Source organism: Vibrio sp. NC2 (assembly GCF_025195005.1).
Lineage (GTDB): Bacteria > Pseudomonadota > Gammaproteobacteria > Enterobacterales > Vibrionaceae > Vibrio > Vibrio splendidus.
The window spans coordinates 157,281-178,956 of the sequence record NZ_JANVFC010000004.1 but is presented as its reverse complement, the minus strand read 5'-3'; the positions used below and the strand labels follow the sequence as shown (position 1 = coordinate 178,956).

The following is a 21,676-nucleotide window of genomic DNA, read 5'->3' as shown; positions in this document are numbered from 1 at the left end:
AACCGAAACTGAATTACTTAGTACCGAAGATCTTATCACCAGCATCGCCAAGACCAGGAACAATGTAGCCCTTGTCGTTTAGCTTCTCATCGATTGCAGCCGTGTACAGCTCAACATCTGGGTGCGCTTTTTCTAGAGCAGCGATACCTTCAGGAGCAGCAACAAGCACAAGAATCTTAAAGTGCTTACAACCTTTCTCTTTCATAAGGTCGATAGTCGCGATCATAGAACCACCCGTCGCAAGCATTGGATCTACCACTAGAGCAATACGCTCGTCGATGTTAGATGCAAGCTTGTTGAAGTATGGTACTGGCTCAAGCGTTTCTTCGTCACGGTAGATACCCACAACGCTGATACGTGCACTTGGGATGTGCTCAAGAACGCCGTCCATCATGCCTAGACCAGCACGTAGGATTGGCACTACAGTTACTTTTTTACCTTTAATTTGGTCAACTTCTACTGGACCGTTCCAACCGTTAATCGTCACACGCTCAGTTTCAAAATCTGATGTCGCTTCGTATGTTAGAAGGCTACCCACTTCTGTCGCTAGCTCACGAAAACGCTTAGTGCTAATGTCACCTTCACGCATCAGGCCAATTTTATGTTTTACTAGCGGGTGTTTCACTTCAACAACTTTCATTTCCAACTCCGGCAATATTTAAACAAACCTGTAGATTATACACGAACTGTGGGGTTATTTCAGAATCTTTATTCTAATAAAAAAAACCGCGCAAACGTTTGCTCTTGGTAATCAAGCCCTGTTAGAATAGCGCCGTTTTCACATCCAACTTAAGTTCGAGGACTATCCCGTGAGTGGTAATACTTCTTCTCTAAGCTACAAAGACGCTGGTGTTGATATCGACGCAGGTAATGCACTAGTAGACCGTATCAAAGGTGCTGTTAAACGCACTCGTCGCCCTGAAGTAATGGGCGGTATTGGTGGCTTTGGCGCCCTATGTGAACTTCCAACGAAATACAAAGAGCCAGTACTTGTTTCAGGTACTGATGGTGTTGGTACTAAACTTCGCCTTGCTTTGGATCTGAAAAAACACGACACCATTGGTATCGATCTAGTGGCAATGTGTGTGAACGACTTAATCGTTCAAGGTGGTGAGCCGTTATTCTTCCTAGACTACTACGCAACAGGTAAGCTAGATGTAGATACAGCTGCAGACGTTGTTTCAGGTATTGCTGAAGGTTGTGTTCAAGCAGGTTGTGCACTAATCGGTGGTGAAACGGCTGAAATGCCTGGCATGTACGAAGGCGATGACTACGATGTTGCTGGCTTCTGTGTTGGTGTCGTAGAAAAAGCTGACATCATCGATGGCACTAAAGTAGCTGCAGGTGACGCACTTATCGCTGTTGGTTCAAGTGGTCCACACTCAAACGGTTACTCTTTAATTCGTAAAGTTCTAGAAGTTTCTGGTGCTGATAAAAGTGAAGAGCTAGAAGGTCGTACTATTGGTGAGCACCTACTAGAACCGACTAAGATTTACATCAAATCGGCACTTAAGATGATTGCTGAGCATGACATTCATGCTATCTCGCACATCACAGGTGGTGGTTTCTGGGAAAACATCCCACGCGTACTTCCTGAAGGCACTAAAGCAGTGATTGACGGAAAAAGCTGGGAATGGCCTGCTATCTTCAACTGGCTACAAGAGAAAGGGAACGTGGAAACATTTGAAATGTACCGCACTTTCAACTGTGGTGTAGGCCTAGTTGTTGCTCTACCTAAAGATCAAGCAGACGCTGCTGTTGAACTACTGAAAGCTGAAGGCGAAAACGCTTGGGTTATCGGTGAGATCGCAAACTCTGAAGCTGGCGAAGAGCAAGTAGAAATCAAATAAGTGATACGCTCACTTACTTAGTTAATCAATGAGGACCTTATGGTCCTCATTTTGCTATTTAGCCCGCAGAAAACCTTAGTTTATGTAGGTACATTGTAAATACTTCGGTTAACCAATCGCATGACCCACTCTATGAAGAACAGCCATTCTATGAATAACAGTCACTCTAAGAAAAACATCGTCGTTTTAGCCTCAGGAAGCGGAAGTAACTTGCAAGCCATTTTGGATGCCTGTAACAGCCACACGATTGACGCCTCTGTTAAGGCCGTTTTCTCAAATAAAGCGGATGCTTTTGGTCTAGAGCGTGCAAAATCAGCAGGTGTTGACGCTCACTCGGTGAATCCAAAAGAATTTAACTCCCGTGAAGAGTTTGATCATGAATTGATGGTTCAGATCGATGCGTACCAACCCGATCTAATCGTACTCGCTGGCTATATGCGTATTCTGAGTTCAGAGTTTGTTCGCCATTACGCGGGGAAAATGATCAATATCCACCCTTCTCTGTTACCTAAGTACCCAGGCCTACACACCCACCAGCGTGCCATTGATGCGCAAGACAAAGAACACGGCACCAGCGTTCACTTTGTTACCGAAGAACTCGATGGTGGCCCTGTGATCTTACAGGCTAAGGTGCCAGTATTTGGAGATGATGATGCTGACATGTTAGCAAGTCGAGTGCTGACTCAAGAACACTGCATTTACCCTATGGTCTGTAAATGGTTTGCCGAAGATCGCTTATCGATGGTAAACGGGCAAGCTGTCTTAGACGGTAAAGTATTAGGCAATCACGGTTACGCAGAAGAGTAATTCGTATAACGGTTCTCGCAAAGTAAATCACTGAAGAGCAGCCCTTAAAAATCAGAAAACAAAAAGGCCGCTTACTGACTTATTAGTTCAGTAAGCTGCCTTACTTTTGTTCGGATCAAAAATGATACTATTCGGAACGTTTAGCTCAATGGCTCAGTTGGTGCTTGGCTTGCAACCTTTTTAGGTGCATAAGCAACACCTTCCAATGCTTTGTGGTTATTGCCGATCAGCTCACCAAAATGAAACAACGCGTATTCGCCCGGCTTCATTCTAAACCACTCTTCATTGCATGTTAGAGGCTGAGTTGCTACCACCGTGACCACATCATTCGGCGTGGTCTCTTCTTGGAAGTTTATCTCAACATCTTCATCAATCAGGCTCGCATTACCAAAAGGCGCGCGTCTTGTTATCCAGTACAAATGATTCGTACAGTAGGTCATCACGTACTCGCCATCACTGAGTAACATGTTGAAGACGCCTTTCTCTCTTAGCTGGTCACAACACTCAGCGACAAAGCGAAACATACCTTCCATGTCTTGAGGTGGCTCAGGAAAACGATCTTCTAGTTGTTTCACTAACCAACAGAAAGACAGTTCACTGTCCGTCTCACCGACCGGTCTGAAACGACCACTAACCAGATCATCGTAATCCGTTAATTGGCCATTATGGGCGAAGGTCCAGTATCGTCCCCAAAGCTCACGGGTAAATGGGTGAGTATTTTCTAGATTAACGCCACCACGATTGGCTTGACGGATATGACTGACAACAGCTTGACTTTTAATTGGGTAGTTTTGAACCAACTCAGCGATCTTGGATTCACAACTAGGGTTAGGATCTTTAAACGTACGAAAACCCTTTCCTTCATAGAAAGTAATACCCCAGCCATCGCGGTGCGGGCCAGTATTGCCTCCACGCTGCATAAGACCAGTAAAGCTAAAACAAATATCAGTTGGCACATTCGCGCTCATACCGAGCAATTCACACATGGTTTAATCTACTCCCTATCAAAACCAATGGAACCTAAGTTGGGCCCCAAATGTCTTTAAAACTATTATTCCATTTCTTTTTCAACAAGCTGAATCACAATGTGGATGATCTTAATGTGAATCTCTTGGATGCGGTCAGCGTAACCAAAATGTGGAACTCGAATTTCGATATCGGCACAACCTGCCATTTTACCGCCATCTTTACCGGTTAGCGCGATGGTTTTCATGCCTTTAGCTTGAGCAGCTTCAATCGCTTTCAAAATGTTGGCAGAGTTACCTGAAGTCGATAAACCAAACAACACGTCCCCCTTACGACCTACCGCTTCTACATAACGAGAAAATACGTGGTCGTAGCCAAAGTCGTTACTTACACAAGATAAATGGCTAGGATCTGAAATCGCAATACCAGCGTAACCTGGACGATTTTCACGGTATCGGCCAGTAAGCTCTTCCGCGAAGTGCATCGCATCACAGTGTGAGCCACCGTTACCACAAGAAAGTACTTTACCCTCTTGCTTAAATGAATCTGCAATCAGTTTTGCAGCAGCTTCAATTTGAGCAATGTTATGGTCATCACTCAAGAACTTGTTAAGAACGTCAGCAGCTTCGTTCAATTCACTTTTGATTAGGTCATGGTACATAAGGCTTATCTCTTATTTTTTTGATGCAACTTAAAGTGCGCGAAATGAGAACTGGGGGTTTCCCCCTCTTTATCACTGAGTTTACCCACAAACATGAAATAGTGTCGACACTTAAGCCCAAAGATTGCCACCTTTATTAGCCTGTCGCTGCCGATCCGCCCAAATATTCGCCACCAACCTCTCACAATTAGAACTTTAACTCTATTGAGATCACTTTTTATCCACTTTAGAGTTTTACAAATATTTAATATTTTGTTTACACTTGACTGGTTAGACCTCTTACCTAAACTTAATAACAATAAGTGATCTCTGAAAAGGAAATCGATCATGAACATATTGCTCTCCCTACTCGGCATGACAGCAGTCTTAAGCGTCTGTCTTTACCATAGAGTTAGCCTAGTACGCGCATTAATCGTATTAACCGGCACAATGGTAGCATTAACACTGTTTGGCGGCGTAGCTGTCACTGGCTGGCTTTGCTATCTCTTAGCCATTGCGATTTTTGCTGTACCGGCAATTCGTCAGACCATCATCAGTCAAAAAGCACTTTCTTTGTTTAAAAAAGTACTGCCTGCAATGTCTCAGACAGAAAAGGAAGCATTAGAAGCTGGTACTGTGTGGTGGGAAGCAGAGCTGTTCAAAGGCAAGCCTGAATGGAAGAAACTTCAAAACATCGCTGACCCTAAGCTGTCTGAAGCTGAGCAAGCATTTTTAGATGGTCCAGTAAATACAGTGTGTGAAATGGTCAATGATTACCAAGTAACGCATGAGCTGGCTGATTTGCCACCAGAAGTATGGCAATACCTGAAAGACCATAAATTCTTCGCAATGATCATCAAGAAAAAGTATGGCGGTTTAGAGTTCTCGGCTTACGCTCAGTCTTTAGTGCTACAGAAGCTAACGGGCGTTTCTAGCGTATTGTCATCAACCGTTGGCGTACCTAACTCGTTAGGCCCCGGTGAGCTATTACAGCACTATGGTACAGAAGAACAAAGAAACCACTACCTACCCCGCTTAGCGGAAGGTAAAGAGATCCCTTGTTTTGCCCTAACCAGCCCAGAAGCAGGCTCAGATGCCGGCTCAATCCCCGATTACGGCATCGTATGCAAAGGTCAATGGCAAGGCGAAGAAGTTCTAGGTATGCGCCTCACTTGGAACAAACGCTACATTACCCTTGCACCTGTCGCAACAGTATTGGGACTTGCGTTTAAATTACGAGATCCAGACGGCCTACTTGGTGACAAGCAAGAGCTCGGTATCACTTGCGCGCTTATCCCTACAGATTTAAAAGGCGTGAAGATTGGTAATCGTCACTCCCCACTTAACGTACCGTTCCAAAATGGCCCAACCCAAGGTGATGATCTCTTCGTTCCTATCGATTTCATCATTGGTGGCCAGAAAATGGCCGGCCAAGGCTGGCGTATGCTGGTTGAGTGTCTATCTGTTGGTCGTGGTATCACACTGCCTTCAAACTCAACGGGCGGCATTAAATCGGCCGCGCTTGCAACCGGTGCTTACGCTCGTATTCGTCGCCAGTTCAAACAACCTATTGGTCGTATGGAAGGGGTTGAAGAGCCGCTTGCACGCCTAGCAGGTAATGCCTACGTAATGGATGCGGCGAGTAACCTAACGGTTGCAGGTATCGATCTTGGCGAAAAGCCTTCGGTTATCTCAGCAATTGTGAAGTACCACTGTACTCACCGTGGCCAACGCAGCATCATCGATGCGATGGATATAGTCGGTGGTAAAGGTATTTGCTTAGGCCCATCAAACTTCTTAGCTCGTAGCTACCAAGGCGCGCCAATCGCGATTACCGTGGAAGGTGCCAACATCCTAACTCGTTCGATGATCATCTATGGTCAAGGTGCAATTCGTTGTCATCCTTACGTACTGAATGAAATGGAAGCCGCTTATTCTGAAAGCAGCGATGCACTTGATAAGTTTGATTCGGCGTTAGCAGGACACGTTAGCTTTACGATGAGCAACCTAGTCCGCAGTGTGTGGTTTGGTTTAACTGATGGTCGAGGCTCAGACACGCCAACACCATCTAATAAAGCGGACAAACAAACTCAACGCTACTACCAAAAATTGAACCGCTACAGTGCCAACTTAGCGCTACTTTCTGACATTTCAATGGCCGTTTTGGGTGGTTCACTGAAACGCAGAGAGCGCCTATCAGCAAGATTAGGCGATATCCTAAGCCAACTGTACCTAGGTTCCGCAACACTTAAGCGCTTCGAAAGTGAAGGCAGCCACGCTGAAGACTTACCGTTAGTACATTGGGGTATGCAAGATAGTTTACGTCAGACTGAAGTTGCGATTGATGAGTTCCTAGCGAACTTCCCTAATCCTGTGATTGGCCGTTTACTTCGTGTTGTGTTGATGCCATTCGGTCGCATTCGTCGTGCACCAAACGACAAACTGGATAGCCAAGTCGCGCACATTCTACAAACGCCAAGCGAAACACGTTCTCGTATCGGCCGTGGCCAATACTTGGAAGCGACTGAATACAACCCAGTAGGTAAGATTGAAAAAGCGTTAGAAGTGATTCTTCAAGCAGAACCTCTATTCAACAAAGTCTGCAAAGAGACGCACCAAAAGCGCGCTTTCTTACGACTAGACCTTGTTGCTCAATTAGGGTTAGAGAAAGGCATCTTAACGCAAGAAGAGGCAGATCTGCTGACTAGCGCCGAGGAACATAGACTGTACACGATTAACGTTGACGACTTCTCTCCAGAGGAGCTTGCAGCAAAGTCTCAGTACCCAGACCAATCGATTGATAACGTCGCTTAAGGTTAGAAAAAGAAACAAAAACGGGACTCCTATGAGTCCCGTTTTTTTTGGTCATGACATCGTTGTCACAAATTTTAATGCTTACATTCTCGAGGCTTACTTTCTCGAGATTTGTTCTCTCGAAGTTTGCTCTCTCAAGACAACTCTAATGATATAGGCGAGTTACTTAGGAGCCTTAAGCTGCATCTCTGGTTGAGCTTTTTTCTTCGCCTTTACCCGACGAACCACAAACCAAATCAATAAACCTAATAGAATCGCGACCACATTACCCACCGCAATAATGATCATACTGCGCTGTCTGTCATCTTCTCGCTTCTGAAGTATCATCAACTCTGCTGCGATACGCTTTTGCTCAGCAAGCGCTTGTTCTTGCAGGCGTCGTGACTCCGCTAAGTCGATATCTTCAACAACGCTGTACGAGTGCTCAGTAATGGGAAAGATCAATGGACGTTGGCTTGAGGCATCAGTGGCGTAAACCATCCCCGACCAGTTATAAATCCCCAAATCGCCATTATAAGGCAGCTCTAAAGCGACTTTCATTGCATCGACCTCAGCTTGGCCCTGCTTATACATTTGGTATTCATCCGGAGTCTTGTGTTGAACATGAACCGCTAACGAACTAGGCGCAATCATGCCCGGCTCCCCTGAAACGACAATCGTATGAGGCTGCCCCTCTTTTCGAGACTGAATGAAGGTTGTAGTGATCGGTGTTGGGTACACCAAAACTTCTTGCTCTTGCGCTCGCAGGAACACACCATTGCCAGAAGTAATACGCGCGCGGTATTTACCGGGCTCAATATCAATCGGCAACGACACAGTGAAAACGCCATCTCCGGCTTGTTCATCAAGACCACTGCCATCGTCGGCAAACTCGCCCATCACAACCGGAATTGGGCGCGCCTCTCTCACTAAAGACTCTTCATTTTCAACGAACTTAGTAAAAGTGACCTTAAGTTTCACGCGATCTAAAAAATCACGCAGCACAAGAGGCTTGCCGTCAGAGGTCAAACGAGCCGTAAATTTAATGTGTTCGGTTTGATACAGTTTGTCTGGGAAGTCATTGGCATCCAAAACAAGATGAGATAGTAATTTGATATTGTTCTTAGGTGAGACTTTACCAACCGCTTGCCAAGGTCCTGGCATCGGTTTGTCGATAGAGATAATGTCCATGGACGATTCTTCGTACCAACGGACATTATCAGCATTGCGCCAAGAGTAGTATTTCTTGCCATCCGGACGAACCAAAACGACAGGTTTAGAGTTATCGGCTCGATAAATCACAAAGGTGACTTGTTCAATACTGGGATCAACTCGAAAACGGTTGTCCAATAAACTCATTACGGATTCTGTTGCCGCATGTAAGCTAAAGCTTAACAACAATAAGCAACCGGTAGCCAATACCCTTAACATACTTTCTCCCTACTGACGCCAGAGGCAGCTTCCGCTTTTCTCGACGAGATCTAAACGACTTTGATGCGCTTCTACTTCATCGGCCGTAGCTCGTAAAACCTTTAGGGATTTTCGACCACTTTCTGCTCTTCGTATACTTTCACCTTCACCTTCCTTTTGGCCGGCGTTAAATTGCAGCGAAGTTTGCCCACCCGTCATCAATAAATAGACGTCGGCTAGGATCTCCGCATCGAGCAATGCGCCGTGGAGAGTACGGTGCGAGTTATCAATACCGTAACGATCACATAAGATATCTAGGTTGTTTCTTTTGCCTGGAAATATCTTCTTCGCCATGGCCAAGGTATCGGTAACTTTACAGTAGTCATCCGTTTTACCTATCGCAGGGTTGAGCTTCTCAAATTCATAGTCCATAAAGCCCGTATCGAAGGGCGCGTTATGAGCTACCAGCTCAGCACCTTTGATAAAGTCGAGAAATTCTTTATGTATGTCTTGGTATTCTGGCTTATCAATCAAGAATTCATCGGTAATACCGTGAACGCCAATCGCCTCTTCTTGAATCGCACGATCGGGCTTTATATAGACGTGGAAGTGACGCCCGGTCAGCCTACGGTTGATGATCTCTACCGCACCAATTTCAACGATGCGATGCCCCATATAGTGAGGGCCACCTTCTGTATTCATACCGGTGGTTTCGGTATCGAGTACAATGATGCGCTTATTTTCGTCCGAACTGTTTTTTTCGTTCGTGTTTTGTTCTGGAGTGCTACTGGTATTCATAAGGATAACTGTGTCAGACTATGCCGATAATGTGCTTGAGGTAATAGTATCAAATCATGACGAAACAAGTTGAAATTTTCACTGACGGTTCTTGTTTAGGCAACCCAGGTCCTGGTGGCTATGGCATCGTACTTCGCTATAAAAAAGTAGAAAAGACACTAGCAGAAGGCTTTACACTAACGACCAACAACCGTATGGAAATGCTCGCAGCTGTCATCGCTCTCCAAGCACTCAAGGAACCTTGCTCTGTGATTCTGACCACGGATAGCCAATACGTTCGCCAAGGCATCACACAGTGGATCCACAACTGGAAAAAGCGTGACTGGAAAACCGCCGACAAGAAACCGGTTAAAAACGCAGACCTGTGGCAAAGGCTCGATAAAGAAACTGCTCGTCATAGTGTTGATTGGCGCTGGGTTAAAGGACACGCTGGGCACCGAGAAAATGAAATGTGTGATGATTTAGCGCGAAATGCAGCGGAGAATCCGACTCAAGAAGATACTGGCTATCAACCAAGCTAATTGATAATTTCTTAGCCTAATTAATAGATGAAAAGCCAACGACTAGTCGGCTTTTTCTGTTTTTAGCGGATATGAAGCCTTGTTTGAATGCTGCGTGCGACGGCTATTGGTCCTAAAGCTTGCTCCAACCGGAGAGAAACGTCGCTTAAGGTGCCAATGTGGCTTGATAGGCTTAAGTGGGTAAGTTCGTTTACGAGCAACAATAAAGTATTGGCTGCCAGCAAAGGAAGCACAGCCGCCTAAACTATTCTCCAACCACGTCCACATCGCCTGATACTTACTCATCGGAAATAGTGCATAGGTATCGCAATGAATCACTTCGTAGTTCAATACACCTAACCAGTCTTTAATTCGGTTTGGCGTGTACATACGTCCACTCCAAGGCAAGCTGTTCTTTCGCCAAGGCAGTAAACTTGCGAGTCCGGTAATACTAAACGGATTGAAGCCAGTAATGATGATATAACCATCGTCCATCATCACTCGGTCGACTTCTCTCAATAATCGATGCGGGTCATTGCTATAATCTAACTGATGACTCAGCACCACAACATCAAAGCTTTTCTCCAAAAAGGGTAAATTATAGACATCCGCTATCACATTATGTAATGGGTTCTGGATATCTAGGTTTACTTGATGTTGAATGTTGCATGTGCAGCTAGAAATCTCACTACTGAGACCGCCAAGCTTGAGCATATGGTAACCAAATAGCTTTGGGCACCACTCATCGAGTCGAGTTTGAATAGATTCTCTCAACCAGTCCCCATTGTGCAATTGTGCCCAAGTGTAAGGACGCTCAAACTTCTTTCTGCTACGTGCTGGCTTCATCAATAACCTGTCTCACTTATTCTGTCTCACTAAAAGTGACTGGAGAATCAATAATGTTACATATCAAAAGCATACCTGCATTTAACGACAATTACATCTGGCTGATTCAAAATAGCGATCGTCGTTGTGCTGTCGTCGACCCTGGTGATGCGGCTCCAGTATTAGAGTACTTAGCACATCATGAGCTAACTTTAGATGCAATCTTGATTACACACCACCACCATGATCACATTGGTGGCGTTCCAGAACTAGTCAGACAATTTCCAAGCATAGATGTTGTGGGCCCAAGGAATGAACCGATCCCGACCTTAACTCACCCCGTTGATGATGGTGACCAATTAGAATTGTTTGGTGAAGTCTTTTTAGTACTCGGGCTCAGTGGCCACACAGCTGGTCACATTGGTTATGTGGGCGATGCCAAACTATTTTGTGGCGATGTGCTGTTTTCAGCAGGCTGCGGTCGAATCATGGAAGGCACGCCACAGCAAATGTTTGATGCACTGAACAAGATCACAGCACTTCCTCAAGAAACCGAGGTTTACTGTGCTCATGAATACACCGCCGCGAACATCGCTTTCGCATTAGCGGTTGAGCCTGACAACCAACATTTGCAGCAATATCGCGACCAAGTGAACCGACTGCGAGCTCAGAATAAGTCGACCATCCCCACAAATTTGAGACAAGAGAAGTTTGTGAACCCTTTCTTGCGCTATACCGAGCCAAGTGTAGTGAAATCAGTATCTAATCGTACTGAGCAGACCGATCCTTTATCGGTATTTACCGCTTTACGTGCGTGGAAGAACGAATTTTAACAAATACAGACTTGTCACTCATAGGGGGTGGCAAGTATTATCACCGGCCGTTAATTAAAAAGGCTGTAACATGCGAGTTAAGTACAGCTGGGCTTTGGTATTACTACTTTCTGGTTGCCAATTAACTCAGTCAGAGAATCCAGACCAAGCTTCCGAGCAAACCAACACATCTCCTACTAAAGAAGTTTCTCAAGCGAACGCTTCATCAGAAGCAACAGCCAAAGAAGATCAAAAAGTTGAAGCACCTGTCGTTACTCCACAAACACAAGAAGATGTTTGGAAACGTATTGCGATGCAACTTGAAATGGAAGTACCCGACCAAAAGAAGGTTGATTACTACCGAACTTGGTATTTAAAGCACCCTAGTCATCTAAAAACCGTCTCACAACGTGCTGAACCTTTCCTTTATCTGATCACAACTAAGATTGAAGAAAAAGGCTTACCACTAGAATTGGCACTATTACCCGTTGTAGAAAGTTCTTTCGATGCGTTTGCCTACTCTCATGGCAGCGCAGCAGGTCTATGGCAATTCATTTCTGGCACAGGCAAAGACTACGGGCTTGAACAGAACTTCTGGTACGACGGTCGTCGTGATGTGGCTGCCTCTACTGACGCCGCATTGGATTTCCTCTCAGACCTTAACCGACGTTTCGATGGCGATTGGAACCATGCCATTGCTGCCTATAATAGTGGTGGCGGTCGTGTAAACAGTGCTATCCGCAAGAACAAGAAGCTGGGTAAGCCAATCGACTTCTTCTCTTTGGACTTACCAAGAGAGACCAGCAGCTACGTACCTAAACTGCTTGCTCTAGCTGATGTGATTGCCAACCAAGAAAAGTATGGCATCGATATCCCTGCGATTCCAAATAAGCCAGTACTGGCCCTGGTTAACCCAAACGAACAGCTTGATTTAGCGATTGCTGCAAGCTACGCAGGTATTCCAGTCAAAGAACTGCAAGGCTACAACCCCGCTTATAACCAATGGGCGACGGCACCTGAAAAGCATCAGCAATTATTGCTTCCCCTAGGCTCTGTTGAAAAGTTCAACAAAGAAGTGGCGGCCAATAAAGGCAAAGGCATGAAGTTGGTGCGTTACAAAGTTCAGTCTGGTGACAGCATTAGCGTGCTAGCAAGTAAATATAACACCACCAGCAAAGTGATCCGCTCTGCAAACGGTTTGAGCAACAACAATATTCGTATTGGACAGCACTTACTTATCCCAACATCCACCAAAGACGACAAGACATACGCACTAAGCGCTTCAAATCGCCTAGCAAGCACACAGTCGAAGAGTCGTGGTCAATATAAGCTTAGTCATACCGTAAAAAGTGGTGACAGCCTATGGACGATTGCACGCGCAAATAAGGTATCTCACCAATCACTGGCTAAGTGGAATGGTATGGGGCCACGCGACACGCTTCGAATTGGTCAAGAACTGGTCATTTGGAAGAATAGTTCCGACGGTGCCATCATCCGAACTGTCTTTTATAACGTAAGATCAGGTGACACAGTCAGCGGTATTGCATCAAAGTTCAAAGTAAAAAGCGCAGATGTTGTAAAATGGAACGCTTTGCAGAACAAGAAATACCTACAGCCAGGACAAAAACTGAAGCTGTATGTTGATGTAACTAAGGTAAGTGTATGAACCCGTCAAGCAACCCACTCGTCATGCTGTTGGATATATTCCGTTCACCAACAGCTTGTTTCTTAGCGCTTTATCAGCGAAGTGCTTGGGGGTGGCAACCCTACGTCGTATTAATGCTCAGCCCGTTTTTATTCTGGGGTGCTTATTTTTCGAATGTAGATTTTGCATGGTTAAGTGCAGAATTGTCACAACAACTGGCTCAAACGAACCCTGACCAATTGGCGTTACTTGACAGTAATACCTTACTCGCGAGTGAAATCATCAGCGATGTGTTTGGCCGTACGTTAACCATCATTCTGTTGGCATTCTGGTTTAATCTAGCAACCAAACCAAGCCAGCATCAACATAGCTTTTGGCGATGGTTTGCAGCGGCATCGGTTGTGATATTCCCGGCTGTTTTAGGTGATGTAGCAAGCTACGCAAGCCTGATACTCAAGCATGGACAAGTGATGAGCTACGCTGCTGACTTGAACAGCTTAAACGGCTTAATCAAGTTACCACTGACCAATGATTGGTCGCAGTTTGCCAGCTCTTTACCACTGTTATTACCATGGTATATCGTGTTGGGTTATGCAGCCGTATTAACGTGGACTGAGTTTGAACGTGGGCAAGCGCTTGTGATTTCAGGCTTACCATGGGTTGGCTACTACCTAATCTGGGCGCTCTACATTTTAATCTTTTAAGTTGAAGAGGTAAGGCTAGCGAAAACTCTCTAGCTTATTACCTACAGTAACTACAGTAACTACAGTAACTACAGTAACTACAGTAACTACAGTAACTACAGTAACTACAGTAACTACAGTAACTACAGTAACTACAGTAACTACAGTAACTACAGTGTGAATGGTGAATGGTTAAGATCCAATGACTAATAACTATTTAGCCTTAAAGGTCACTCGCATAGGGTTATGATCAGAAGCGTCCGTAATAGGCGCTTTTGCATTTTCTACCTCTAGCCCTCGATAGAACACATGGTCGAGCACCAATCCTGTCATAAACTGAGTTCGGTTATCCGGTTCAAAGGCAACCTCCGTCAAACCGACCTGTTCCAACGCGCCTTTCAATACCGCAAAGCGAGCCTCACTCCAGCTATTAAAATCCCCAGCAAAAATAACAGGCCCACGATACTGTTGCAGATTGTCAGTTAAGCTCTTGAGCTGAGCCTCGTAATCTTCCGTACCAAAGGTAAAGTTCACAGCATGGATATTAATAACCGCCAGTTGTTCGCCGTTACTAAGTTGGTAACGAGACCAAAGCGCCGATTTAGGCAATTGAAGCCAAGGTTCTTCATGAGTATACGCACAAGCTTCGATCGGTAAATGCGTCGCTAAGTTAAGTACGCCAGCACTTTGTTCAAAGGCTTCAAACGCATTCACACGAGTGCTTCCCCACTGGCCGCTCGTTACCCATTGGCGAAGCTCTACTGTCATACTCGCTTCTTGCAGCAAGACTAAATCGCTACCTGCCGACAGCTTATTTAACTCACTCTGCCAATTATTTCGGTTTTGCTTGTAGATATTCCACACCGTAATGTCTAAACCATCAGACACATCAATCGCTTTCGGTGCAGAGTTTTGGTAACAACTGTAGATGTCGTTACTGGTACTTTGAGAGGAAGTGATCAGGTTGGGTTTATTCGGGATCACGAAGATAAAGTGAAAACTAACGACAGCAAGCGTTATCAATGCGGCGATAACAATGATGGTTTTCTTAAACATACAGCACCCTACCAGAAATGAAAAAGGAGCGATAAACGCTCCTTTTAGGGTAATAGTTTTTTTATACGGCGTCTTCGTCTTCTTCGCCAGTACGAATACGTACCACACGTTCAACGTCAGTAATGAAGATCTTACCGTCGCCGATTTTACCGGTTTGAGCCGTTTCGATAATGGTATCAACACACTGGTCAGCCACTTCGTCGGTCACAACGATTTCCAATTTCACTTTAGGTAAAAAGTCGACCATGTACTCTGCGCCGCGATATAGCTCAGTATGACCTTTCTGGCGTCCAAAGCCTTTAACTTCAGATACTGTCATACCCGTAATACCCACTTCTGCAAGTGCTTCACGTACATCATCAAGTTTGAATGGCTTGATAATGGCTTCAATCTTTTTCATGTTCATCCCTTAAACTGTGCGAATAGCTCATTATCGGTTAGCTATAGTAAACATTCAATGAAAAAAGCCAGAGCTTTAAAGCTCTGGCTCGAAATTTATCATCTTGTTTAATCAGCGCTTTGAGAAGGTTTTACTTAAGGCTTGCGTAGTAAGCGGCTAGATTCGCGATATCTTCATCACTCAGCATAGAAGCTTGAGCCTGCATCACAGCGGCCAAGCCACCATTACGCTGTTTTGTTTTGTAAGCGTTGATCGATGAAACGATGTACTGCTCGTTTTGTCCTTTCAGGTTTGGGTAACCTGGGATCATAGCGATACCATCGGCGCCATGACAAGCCGCACAGATTGCTGCTTTAGCTTGGCCCGCAGCAACATCACCCGCCAGAGCGTTACCACTCAATAGTCCAAGTCCGAGAACTAATCCTAGTGTAATTTTCTTCATTGCATATTCCATTAATTATTTTTATTAAAGTGACGGTGAATTGTGACACAAACTTTTTCTACTTGCTCCAAAGCGCTTCACAATCTTGACCTTCGTAGTTTTTATCTACGAATAAGCCTAAAACAGCGATCACTCGATCGCCATCCATTAATATCGGCGTTCTGCGTCTTAACCAACTGGGTACTTGGTACTCTTGAAACAACTTCTTGAGCTTCCTGCTATGACCGCGCCCAACAGGATGTGCAGACAATCCCTCAGGGCTAAAGATCACTCTTAGTGTTGCGTTTGTATCCGACAAACTAAAGCTTTGCACATCACGGTTGTTCGATGCGTCATCACTCAGTGCTGAATTTAAGCGTAGCTCCCCTAAGCCATCGGGTAGCGTCACACTCTCTCCCATTGAAAGATGGCTTTGCCAGTCGGATAGGTCTTTAGTCTCTCTCACCAAATAGAGCTGATGATTAAAGCGTCGAACTTCGGCATCATTCAACACCAGCTTAGGGTTGGCGTCCGCCTGAGCGCATGCGACTTCATCCCAAATAAGCTTGAGCTGCTTTTGACTCGGCATCGGTTGATTGCAATGACTCAGCCACATTCTTAGCAGGCGTGCTCGTAACAAGTCTGAGTGTTGAGATAACGTCTCAATGCTTAAGTTTTTGCTATCCCCTAAAGCTTGCTGAAAGTGTGATTCAAGCAACTCATCGAGCAGCAACTCTTGCTCTGCACATAGCTGAGCACTACGACTGACCGACTCTCGGAAACTAGGCCATCGCTCAGTCAGCGTTGGCGTTACTTGATGGCGAATAAAGTTACGGTCAAAACGCAGATCCTGATTACTCTCATCTTCCACCCAAGTTAAACCCATGTCGTGCGCCGACGCTTCAATGTCTGATCGAGTCACTGAAAGTAGAGGTCGAACGATAAACGCTTCGCCAAACGACATCACTTTCGCCATTGAAGAGAGTCCTTTCGGACCACTTCCCCGCTTCAACGCTAACAAGAATGTCTCAAGTTGATCGTCAATGTGCTGACCTGTAACAAGCACATCGCCCTGTCTGGTGTGCTGCTGAAAAGCTTGGTATCGAGCATCTCTAGCCAGCTTTTCAACGCTTTCACCACTGTTGATATCCAAAGAGACTCGCTCTACAGCTAACGAAACTGACAAAGCATCACACCATGTCTGGCACTGCTCTGCCCAGTGATCAGCATTCTGGCTTAAACCGTGGTGAACGTGCACCGCGCAGCACTCAATGTCATAAGTTTGTGCGTACTGTGCTGCTAACTCCAATAAGACTCGAGAATCAACACCGCCACTGAAAGCCACGATCAATCGACTAGGCTTGAGTGCGCTTTGATGAAGTACAGATGTGAAGGTTTCGATTAAGTGAGTCATGAGCGAGTGAACCATAAGAGTAGGTTTGAAGGGAGAATATTTTAATAATAAAAAAGGGTTGGCACTGAGTCCAACCCTTTCATCATCTTGTTACTTGAAGCTGCCTCATTTCAAGGCACGCTTATCAGCAGTAACCGTAGCTCATTAGGCGTTGGTAACGACGCTCAAGTAGTGCTTCGTTATCAAACTGCTCTAGCTCTTCTAGCTGTTTAACTAGCATGTCTTTCATGTTCTGAGCCGTTTGTACTGGATCGCGGTGCGCGCCACCTAGAGGCTCAGGAATGATTTCATCGATAAGCTCAAGATCTTTCAGACGAGGAGCAACTAGGCCCATCGCTTCAGCAGCTTGTGGTGCTTTATCTGAATCACGCCACAAGATTGAAGCACAACCTTCTGGAGATATTACTGAGTACGTAGAGTACTGAAGCATGTTCACGTAGTCACCAACACCAATCGCCAGTGCACCACCTGAACCGCCTTCACCCACAACGTTACAGATAACTGGCACAGATAGTCCAGCCATAACTTTAAGGTTCTTTGCGATAGCTTCAGATTGACCACGTTCTTCAGCACCAACACCTGGGTATGCACCTGCGGTGTCGATGAAAGTAATGATTGGCATGTTGAAACGCTCTGCCGTTTCCATTAGGCGAAGTGCCTTACGGTAGCCTTCTGGCTTTGGCATACCAAAGTTACGAATCACTTTTTCTTTAGTCTCACGACCTTTCTGGTGACCAATAACCATAACAGGACGACCATTTAGACGAGCCATACCACCCACAATTGCTTTGTCGTCAGCGAAAGCGCGATCGCCCGCCATCTCTTCAAATTCTGTGAAGGCATGCTCCAGGTAATCTTTGGTGTACGGACGTTGCGGGTGACGAGCAAGTTGAGCTACTTGCCATGCACCTAGGTCACTAAAGATTTTCTGTTTAAGCTCTAAGCTTTTTTTCTCTAGTTGTTCAATTTCTTTGTCTAGATCTACCGCTGTGTCACCACCGTGACGTGAAACGTCACGTAGCGCTTCGATTTTTGCTTCAAGTTCAGCGATAGGCTTTTCAAATTCTAGAAAGTTCAGGCTCATCTATGAATCCTTGTTGATTCAGCTCCACAATCATGGAGCTAAATTTTAGTTAAATTCGAGTTCTACTTGGCTATTTCCAAGCAGCTGTTTTAATTCGTCTAGTAATGTATCACTTGGCGTCACACGCCATTCTGTGCCCAATGTTAACCGCGCTCTAGCGTCGGCACGCTGGTAGTATACATTGACTGGGACCGTTCCGGCTCTATAAGGTTCTAAGATTTGACTAAAGCGTTCAAAAAATTGACCATTAATTTGGGATTGGTCGATAGATATCGACACCCCACGAGCATATTTCTCACGGGCGCTTCCTAAGTCCATGACCTCGCGCGCGGACATTTTAAGCCCACCATTGAAATCATCAAAGCTGACCTGTCCAGAAACGACCACTATTTTATCTTTTTCGAGCAATTCAGCGTAACGATCAAGTGCATCCGAGAACAACATTACTTCCATTCGTCCCGATCGGTCGTCGAGGGTCATCAAACCAATTCGAGTTCCGCGCTTCGTGGTCATTACCCTAGCAGCAATGACCAAACCTGCAATCGTTAAAGACTGATCACGACGAGTTGGCGTAGCGTCTTTCAAACGACAGCTAGTGTATTTGGCTAACTCTTTAATGTAAGCATTAACCGGGTGACCTGTTAAATACAAGCCCAGCGTTTCACGTTCACCTTCAAGCCAAACTTTTTCAGGCCATTTAGGTACTTGGGTATACTTGTGTTCAACCTCTTCCGGAGCGTCAGTCAACACGCCAAACATATCCGATTGACCAAAAGACTCAGCGTGGTGATGTTGGCTTGCCGCCTTAACCGCATCTTTCAATGATGCCATCATCGCCGCTCGGTGAGGACCTAATCTATCTAACGCGCCGGATAGAATCAACTTTTCAATAACACGTTTGTTGACCTTCTTCAGATCAAGACGTGCACAGAAGTCGAATAAATCTTTAAAGTAACCGCCTTTATTTCGCGCTTCAATGATGGCTTCGATAGGGCCTTCACCCACCCCTTTAATCGCACCAATGCCATAAACAATCGCGCCGTCTTCATCGACATTAAAGCGGTATAGACCCGAGTTGATATCGGGTGGAAGGAGCTTGAGCTTCATACGGAAACACTCATCGACAAGGCCAATAACCTTTTCGGTGTTATCCATATCTGCGGTCATTACCGCTGCCATAAACTCCGCTGGGTAGTGGGTTTTCAGCCACAGCGTTTGATAAGAAACCAGTGCGTATGCAGCCGAGTGAGATTTGTTAAAGCCGTAGCCCGCAAACTTCTCTACCAAGTCAAAGATCTTCATGGACAGTTCGCCATCAACACCATTGGCTTCAGCACCTTCTTTAAAGGTACCGCGCTGTTTTGCCATCTCTTCAGGCTTTTTCTTACCCATCGCACGACGCAACATATCGGCTCCACCAAGCGTATAACCCGCAAGGATCTGAGCGATTTGCATTACCTGTTCTTGATACAGGATGATGCCGTAAGTCGGTTCTAGTGTTTCTTTTAACGATTCGTGTTGCCACGTTTCATCAGGATAAGATACAGCTTCTCGGCCGTGTTTACGGTCGATAAAGTTATCTACCATGCCTGATTGCAGAGGGCCCGGACGGAACAAAGCTACCAATGCGATGATATCTTCAAAAGAGTCGGGTTGTAGACGCTTGATCAGATCTTTCATACCGCGTGATTCCAGTTGGAATACCGCCGTCGTTTCAGAATTTTGTAATAGGTTAAATGACGCTTGGTCATCTAGAGGAATCGATTCAATACGAACCGGCTCTTTACCCTCTTTCTTCAAGCGTGGGTTTACGAGGCCTAACGCCCAATCGATGATAGTCAGGGTACGTAGACCCAAGAAGTCGAATTTAACCAAACCGGCGGTTTCAACGTCATTCTTATCGAATTGCGTTACTGGGAAGTTACCTTCTGCATCGGCATAAATAGGTGCAAAGTCGGTAATCGTGGTGGGTGAGATAACAACACCACCCGCGTGCTTACCGGCATTTCGCGTACACCCCTCAAGAATACGACACTTATCAATCAGTTCGCGTACTTCTTCATCACCGTCGTAGAGTTCTGGCAATGCTGGCTCAGCAAGGAAGGCCTTCTCTAGCGTCATGCCCGGATCTGGCGGAACCAGCTTAGAAATACGGTCAACGAAACCAAACGGGTGGCCCAATACACGGCCAACGTCACGAATTACCGCTTTTGCCGCCATAGTACCAAAGGTGATGATCTGAGAAACGGCATCACGACCGTACATCTCGGCTACGTGATCAATAACTTGGTCGCGTTTATCCATGCAGAAGTCGATATCGAAATCGGGCATAGATACACGTTCTGGGTTCAAGAAACGTTCGAACAGCAAGTCATATTCAAGTGGATCAAGATCGGTGATATCCAATGCGTAAGCCACCAAAGAACCGGCACCAGAACCACGGCCTGGGCCTACTGGTACGTCGTTATCTTTTGACCACTGGATGAACTCCATTACGATCAAGAAGTAACCCGGGAACCCCATGTTGTTGACAACTTCAAGTTCAATCTTAAGTCGCTCATCGTATTCAGGTCTGCGTTCAGTTCGAACTTTCTCATCAGGGAATAGAAACGCTAAACGACGCTCAAGGCCTTCTTCTGATTTTTTGATCAGGAAGTCTTCAATCGCTAAACCTTCCGTTGGGAAGTTAGGTAAGAAGTATTCGCCCAGTCGAACTGTTACGTTACAACGCTTAGCAATCTCGACACTGTTTTCCAGTGCTTCAGGGATATCAGAGAACAACTCACACATCTCTTCTTCACTACGCAAGTATTGTTGTGAGCTGTAGTTTTTCGGTCGACGTGGATCAACCATTGTAAAACCGTCGTGAATCGCCACACGAATTTCATGGGCGTCAAATAAGTCTTCAGAAATGAAAACCACTTCGTTGGTCGCGACAACAGGCAGGTCTTCTTGTTCAGCAAGCTCTAGCGCAAAGTGCAGATAAGACTCTTCATCCGGGCGCCCAGTACGAATGAGCTCCAGATAAAAACGGTCTGCGAAATGTGTTTTGTAAAACTCAACGCTGCTTGCAACCAACTCTCGATTGCCTTTCAGCAACGCCTTACCAATCTCACCCTCTTTTGCTCCCGATAGAAGAATCAGGCCTTCGGCATGTTCAATCAGCCACTCTTTATCAATAACAGGCTGATGTTGTACATGACCACGAAGGTAAGCTTTTGAAATCAATAATGTTAGGTTGTTGTAACCTTTATTATTCGTTGCAATAACAGTGAGTTTGGTCAATTCATCGCCAAAATCCTGAGACTGCATCAAGAAGTCAGCACCAATAATTGGCTTAACCCCACACCCATGGGCAGTACCGTAAAATTTCACCAAGCCACATAGGTTAGTAAAGTCGGTCAATGCTAGAGCGGGCATACCCATTTCAGCGACTTTCTTAACTAATGGTGGCACCTTAGATAGGCCATCCACCATCGAAAAATCACTGTGTACGCGTAGGTGAACAAATTTTGGATCTGACATTATTTTTCCTGAGTTCTAGGTTTAGGCCTAGGATTACAACTGTGTGT

At 45.4% G+C, this 21,676-nt stretch carries 19 protein-coding genes; 7 read left to right on the top strand and 12 right to left on the bottom strand.

The window, feature by feature from the left end; genetic code table 11:
• Positions 1-13: 13 nt before the first annotated feature.
• Positions 14-640: a uracil phosphoribosyltransferase gene (gene upp, locus NX845_RS07970; protein ID WP_004734318.1), complete on the bottom strand. Its 627-nt coding sequence runs from the start codon at positions 638-640 to the stop codon at positions 14-16.
• Between the two features lie 169 nt (positions 641-809).
• On the opposite strand from upp, the gene purM reads away from it, so the two are divergent.
• Together purM and purN are read left to right on the top strand one after the other, a co-directional pair.
• Positions 810-1,850, top strand: a complete 1,041-nt coding sequence (purM, locus tag NX845_RS07965) for a phosphoribosylformylglycinamidine cyclo-ligase (protein ID WP_004734319.1) — start codon at positions 810-812, stop codon at positions 1,848-1,850.
• Positions 1,851-1,970: 120 nt separating this feature from the next.
• On the top strand, positions 1,971-2,657 hold the full coding sequence (gene purN / locus NX845_RS07960; RefSeq protein ID WP_089024932.1) for a phosphoribosylglycinamide formyltransferase: 687 nt from the start codon (positions 1,971-1,973) through the stop codon (positions 2,655-2,657).
• Positions 2,658-2,797: 140 nt separating this feature from the next.
• Here the strand turns inward: purN and NX845_RS07955 are convergent, their stop codons facing one another.
• Both NX845_RS07955 and lpcA read right to left on the bottom strand, forming a co-directional pair.
• Positions 2,798-3,643, bottom strand: a complete 846-nt coding sequence (locus tag NX845_RS07955; protein WP_017080724.1) for a class II glutamine amidotransferase — start codon at positions 3,641-3,643, stop codon at positions 2,798-2,800.
• A gap of 65 nt (positions 3,644-3,708) precedes the next feature.
• Positions 3,709-4,284 carry a D-sedoheptulose 7-phosphate isomerase gene (gene lpcA, locus NX845_RS07950; protein ID WP_004734322.1) on the bottom strand — a complete coding sequence of 192 codons (576 nt, stop codon included), beginning with the start codon at positions 4,282-4,284 and terminating at the stop codon, positions 3,709-3,711.
• Positions 4,285-4,611: 327 nt separating this feature from the next.
• Here lpcA and fadE point away from each other — a divergent pair, with 327 nt between their 5' ends.
• Positions 4,612-7,077 carry an acyl-CoA dehydrogenase FadE gene (fadE, locus tag NX845_RS07945; RefSeq protein ID WP_065681345.1) on the top strand — a complete coding sequence of 822 codons (2,466 nt, stop codon included), beginning with the start codon at positions 4,612-4,614 and terminating at the stop codon, positions 7,075-7,077.
• A 162-nt stretch (positions 7,078-7,239) separates the two neighbouring features.
• Here the strand turns inward: fadE and NX845_RS07940 are convergent, their stop codons facing one another.
• Together NX845_RS07940 and dnaQ are read right to left on the bottom strand one after the other, a co-directional pair.
• Positions 7,240-8,487 carry a TIGR03503 family protein gene (locus tag NX845_RS07940; RefSeq protein WP_065681346.1) on the bottom strand — a complete coding sequence of 416 codons (1,248 nt, stop codon included), beginning with the start codon at positions 8,485-8,487 and terminating at the stop codon, positions 7,240-7,242.
• Between the two features lie 9 nt (positions 8,488-8,496).
• Positions 8,497-9,264 (bottom strand): DNA polymerase III subunit epsilon, encoded by a 768-nt coding sequence (dnaQ, locus tag NX845_RS07935; RefSeq protein WP_017084141.1) that lies wholly within the window; start codon positions 9,262-9,264, stop codon positions 8,497-8,499.
• 56 nt (positions 9,265-9,320) lie between these two features.
• On the opposite strand from dnaQ, the gene rnhA reads away from it, so the two are divergent.
• The gene (gene rnhA / locus NX845_RS07930) at positions 9,321-9,785 is read left to right on the top strand and encodes a ribonuclease HI (RefSeq protein ID WP_004734327.1); all 465 of its coding nucleotides are present in this window, start codon (positions 9,321-9,323) and stop codon (positions 9,783-9,785) included.
• A gap of 42 nt (positions 9,786-9,827) precedes the next feature.
• Here rnhA and NX845_RS07925 read toward each other — a convergent pair whose 3' ends face one another.
• Positions 9,828-10,610: a class I SAM-dependent methyltransferase gene (locus NX845_RS07925; protein ID WP_029222670.1), complete on the bottom strand. Its 783-nt coding sequence runs from the start codon at positions 10,608-10,610 to the stop codon at positions 9,828-9,830.
• A gap of 53 nt (positions 10,611-10,663) precedes the next feature.
• Between NX845_RS07925 and gloB the strand changes: the two genes are divergently transcribed.
• From gloB to NX845_RS07910, 3 genes are all read left to right on the top strand, one after another.
• On the top strand, positions 10,664-11,422 hold the full coding sequence (gloB, locus tag NX845_RS07920; RefSeq protein WP_004734329.1) for a hydroxyacylglutathione hydrolase: 759 nt from the start codon (positions 10,664-10,666) through the stop codon (positions 11,420-11,422).
• Positions 11,423-11,492: 70 nt separating this feature from the next.
• Positions 11,493-13,067 (top strand): LysM peptidoglycan-binding domain-containing protein, encoded by a 1,575-nt coding sequence (locus NX845_RS07915; RefSeq protein WP_065681347.1) that lies wholly within the window; start codon positions 11,493-11,495, stop codon positions 13,065-13,067.
• Positions 13,064-13,750 carry a YIP1 family protein gene (locus NX845_RS07910; RefSeq protein ID WP_004734331.1) on the top strand — a complete coding sequence of 229 codons (687 nt, stop codon included), beginning with the start codon at positions 13,064-13,066 and terminating at the stop codon, positions 13,748-13,750. Before NX845_RS07915 ends, NX845_RS07910 begins: the two co-directional genes overlap by 4 nt.
• 192 nt (positions 13,751-13,942) lie before the next feature.
• Here NX845_RS07910 and NX845_RS07905 read toward each other — a convergent pair whose 3' ends face one another.
• The 6 genes from NX845_RS07905 to dnaE all read right to left on the bottom strand — a co-directional run bounded on the left by NX845_RS07905 (position 13,943) and on the right by dnaE (position 21,629).
• A complete protein-coding gene (locus tag NX845_RS07905; protein WP_054541646.1) occupies positions 13,943-14,785 on the bottom strand; it encodes an endonuclease/exonuclease/phosphatase family protein in 843 nt (280 codons plus the stop codon).
• Positions 14,786-14,846: 61 nt separating this feature from the next.
• On the bottom strand, positions 14,847-15,185 hold the full coding sequence (gene glnB, locus NX845_RS07900; RefSeq protein ID WP_004738609.1) for a nitrogen regulatory protein P-II: 339 nt from the start codon (positions 15,183-15,185) through the stop codon (positions 14,847-14,849).
• A 130-nt stretch (positions 15,186-15,315) separates the two neighbouring features.
• On the bottom strand, positions 15,316-15,627 hold the full coding sequence (locus NX845_RS07895; protein WP_029222103.1) for a cytochrome c: 312 nt from the start codon (positions 15,625-15,627) through the stop codon (positions 15,316-15,318).
• A 58-nt stretch (positions 15,628-15,685) separates the two neighbouring features.
• Positions 15,686-17,020, bottom strand: a complete 1,335-nt coding sequence (gene tilS / locus NX845_RS07890) for a tRNA lysidine(34) synthetase TilS (protein ID WP_065681348.1) — start codon at positions 17,018-17,020, stop codon at positions 15,686-15,688.
• A gap of 124 nt (positions 17,021-17,144) precedes the next feature.
• Positions 17,145-18,104, bottom strand: coding sequence for an acetyl-CoA carboxylase carboxyl transferase subunit alpha (gene accA / locus NX845_RS07885; RefSeq protein ID WP_004734336.1), 960 nt, complete (start codon positions 18,102-18,104; stop codon positions 17,145-17,147).
• Between the two features lie 45 nt (positions 18,105-18,149).
• Positions 18,150-21,629 carry a DNA polymerase III subunit alpha gene (gene dnaE / locus NX845_RS07880; protein ID WP_065681349.1) on the bottom strand — a complete coding sequence of 1,160 codons (3,480 nt, stop codon included), beginning with the start codon at positions 21,627-21,629 and terminating at the stop codon, positions 18,150-18,152.
• Positions 21,630-21,676 lie beyond the last annotated feature (47 nt).

Excerpts from the sequence above, each read along its gene's own strand:
- upp (WP_004734318.1), bottom strand. The coding sequence starts at position 640 with ATGAAAGTTGTTGAAGTGAAACACCCGCTAGTAAAACATAAAATTGGC.
- purN (WP_089024932.1), top strand. The coding sequence starts at position 1,971 with ATGACCCACTCTATGAAGAACAGCCATTCTATGAATAACAGTCACTCT.
- NX845_RS07955 (WP_017080724.1), bottom strand. The coding sequence starts at position 3,643 with ATGTGTGAATTGCTCGGTATGAGCGCGAATGTGCCAACTGATATTTGT.
- lpcA (WP_004734322.1), bottom strand. The coding sequence starts at position 4,284 with ATGTACCATGACCTAATCAAAAGTGAATTGAACGAAGCTGCTGACGTT.
- fadE (WP_065681345.1), top strand. The coding sequence starts at position 4,612 with ATGAACATATTGCTCTCCCTACTCGGCATGACAGCAGTCTTAAGCGTC.
- NX845_RS07940 (WP_065681346.1), bottom strand. The coding sequence starts at position 8,487 with ATGTTAAGGGTATTGGCTACCGGTTGCTTATTGTTGTTAAGCTTTAGC.
- dnaQ (WP_017084141.1), bottom strand. The coding sequence starts at position 9,264 with ATGAATACCAGTAGCACTCCAGAACAAAACACGAACGAAAAAAACAGT.
- rnhA (WP_004734327.1), top strand. The coding sequence starts at position 9,321 with ATGACGAAACAAGTTGAAATTTTCACTGACGGTTCTTGTTTAGGCAAC.
- NX845_RS07925 (WP_029222670.1), bottom strand. The coding sequence starts at position 10,610 with ATGAAGCCAGCACGTAGCAGAAAGAAGTTTGAGCGTCCTTACACTTGG.
- gloB (WP_004734329.1), top strand. The coding sequence starts at position 10,664 with ATGTTACATATCAAAAGCATACCTGCATTTAACGACAATTACATCTGG.
- NX845_RS07915 (WP_065681347.1), top strand. The coding sequence starts at position 11,493 with ATGCGAGTTAAGTACAGCTGGGCTTTGGTATTACTACTTTCTGGTTGC.
- NX845_RS07910 (WP_004734331.1), top strand. The coding sequence starts at position 13,064 with ATGAACCCGTCAAGCAACCCACTCGTCATGCTGTTGGATATATTCCGT.
- NX845_RS07905 (WP_054541646.1), bottom strand. The coding sequence starts at position 14,785 with ATGTTTAAGAAAACCATCATTGTTATCGCCGCATTGATAACGCTTGCT.
- glnB (WP_004738609.1), bottom strand. The coding sequence starts at position 15,185 with ATGAAAAAGATTGAAGCCATTATCAAGCCATTCAAACTTGATGATGTA.
- NX845_RS07895 (WP_029222103.1), bottom strand. The coding sequence starts at position 15,627 with ATGAAGAAAATTACACTAGGATTAGTTCTCGGACTTGGACTATTGAGT.
- tilS (WP_065681348.1), bottom strand. The coding sequence starts at position 17,020 with ATGACTCACTTAATCGAAACCTTCACATCTGTACTTCATCAAAGCGCA.
- accA (WP_004734336.1), bottom strand. The coding sequence starts at position 18,104 with ATGAGCCTGAACTTTCTAGAATTTGAAAAGCCTATCGCTGAACTTGAA.
- dnaE (WP_065681349.1), bottom strand. The coding sequence starts at position 21,629 with ATGTCAGATCCAAAATTTGTTCACCTACGCGTACACAGTGATTTTTCG.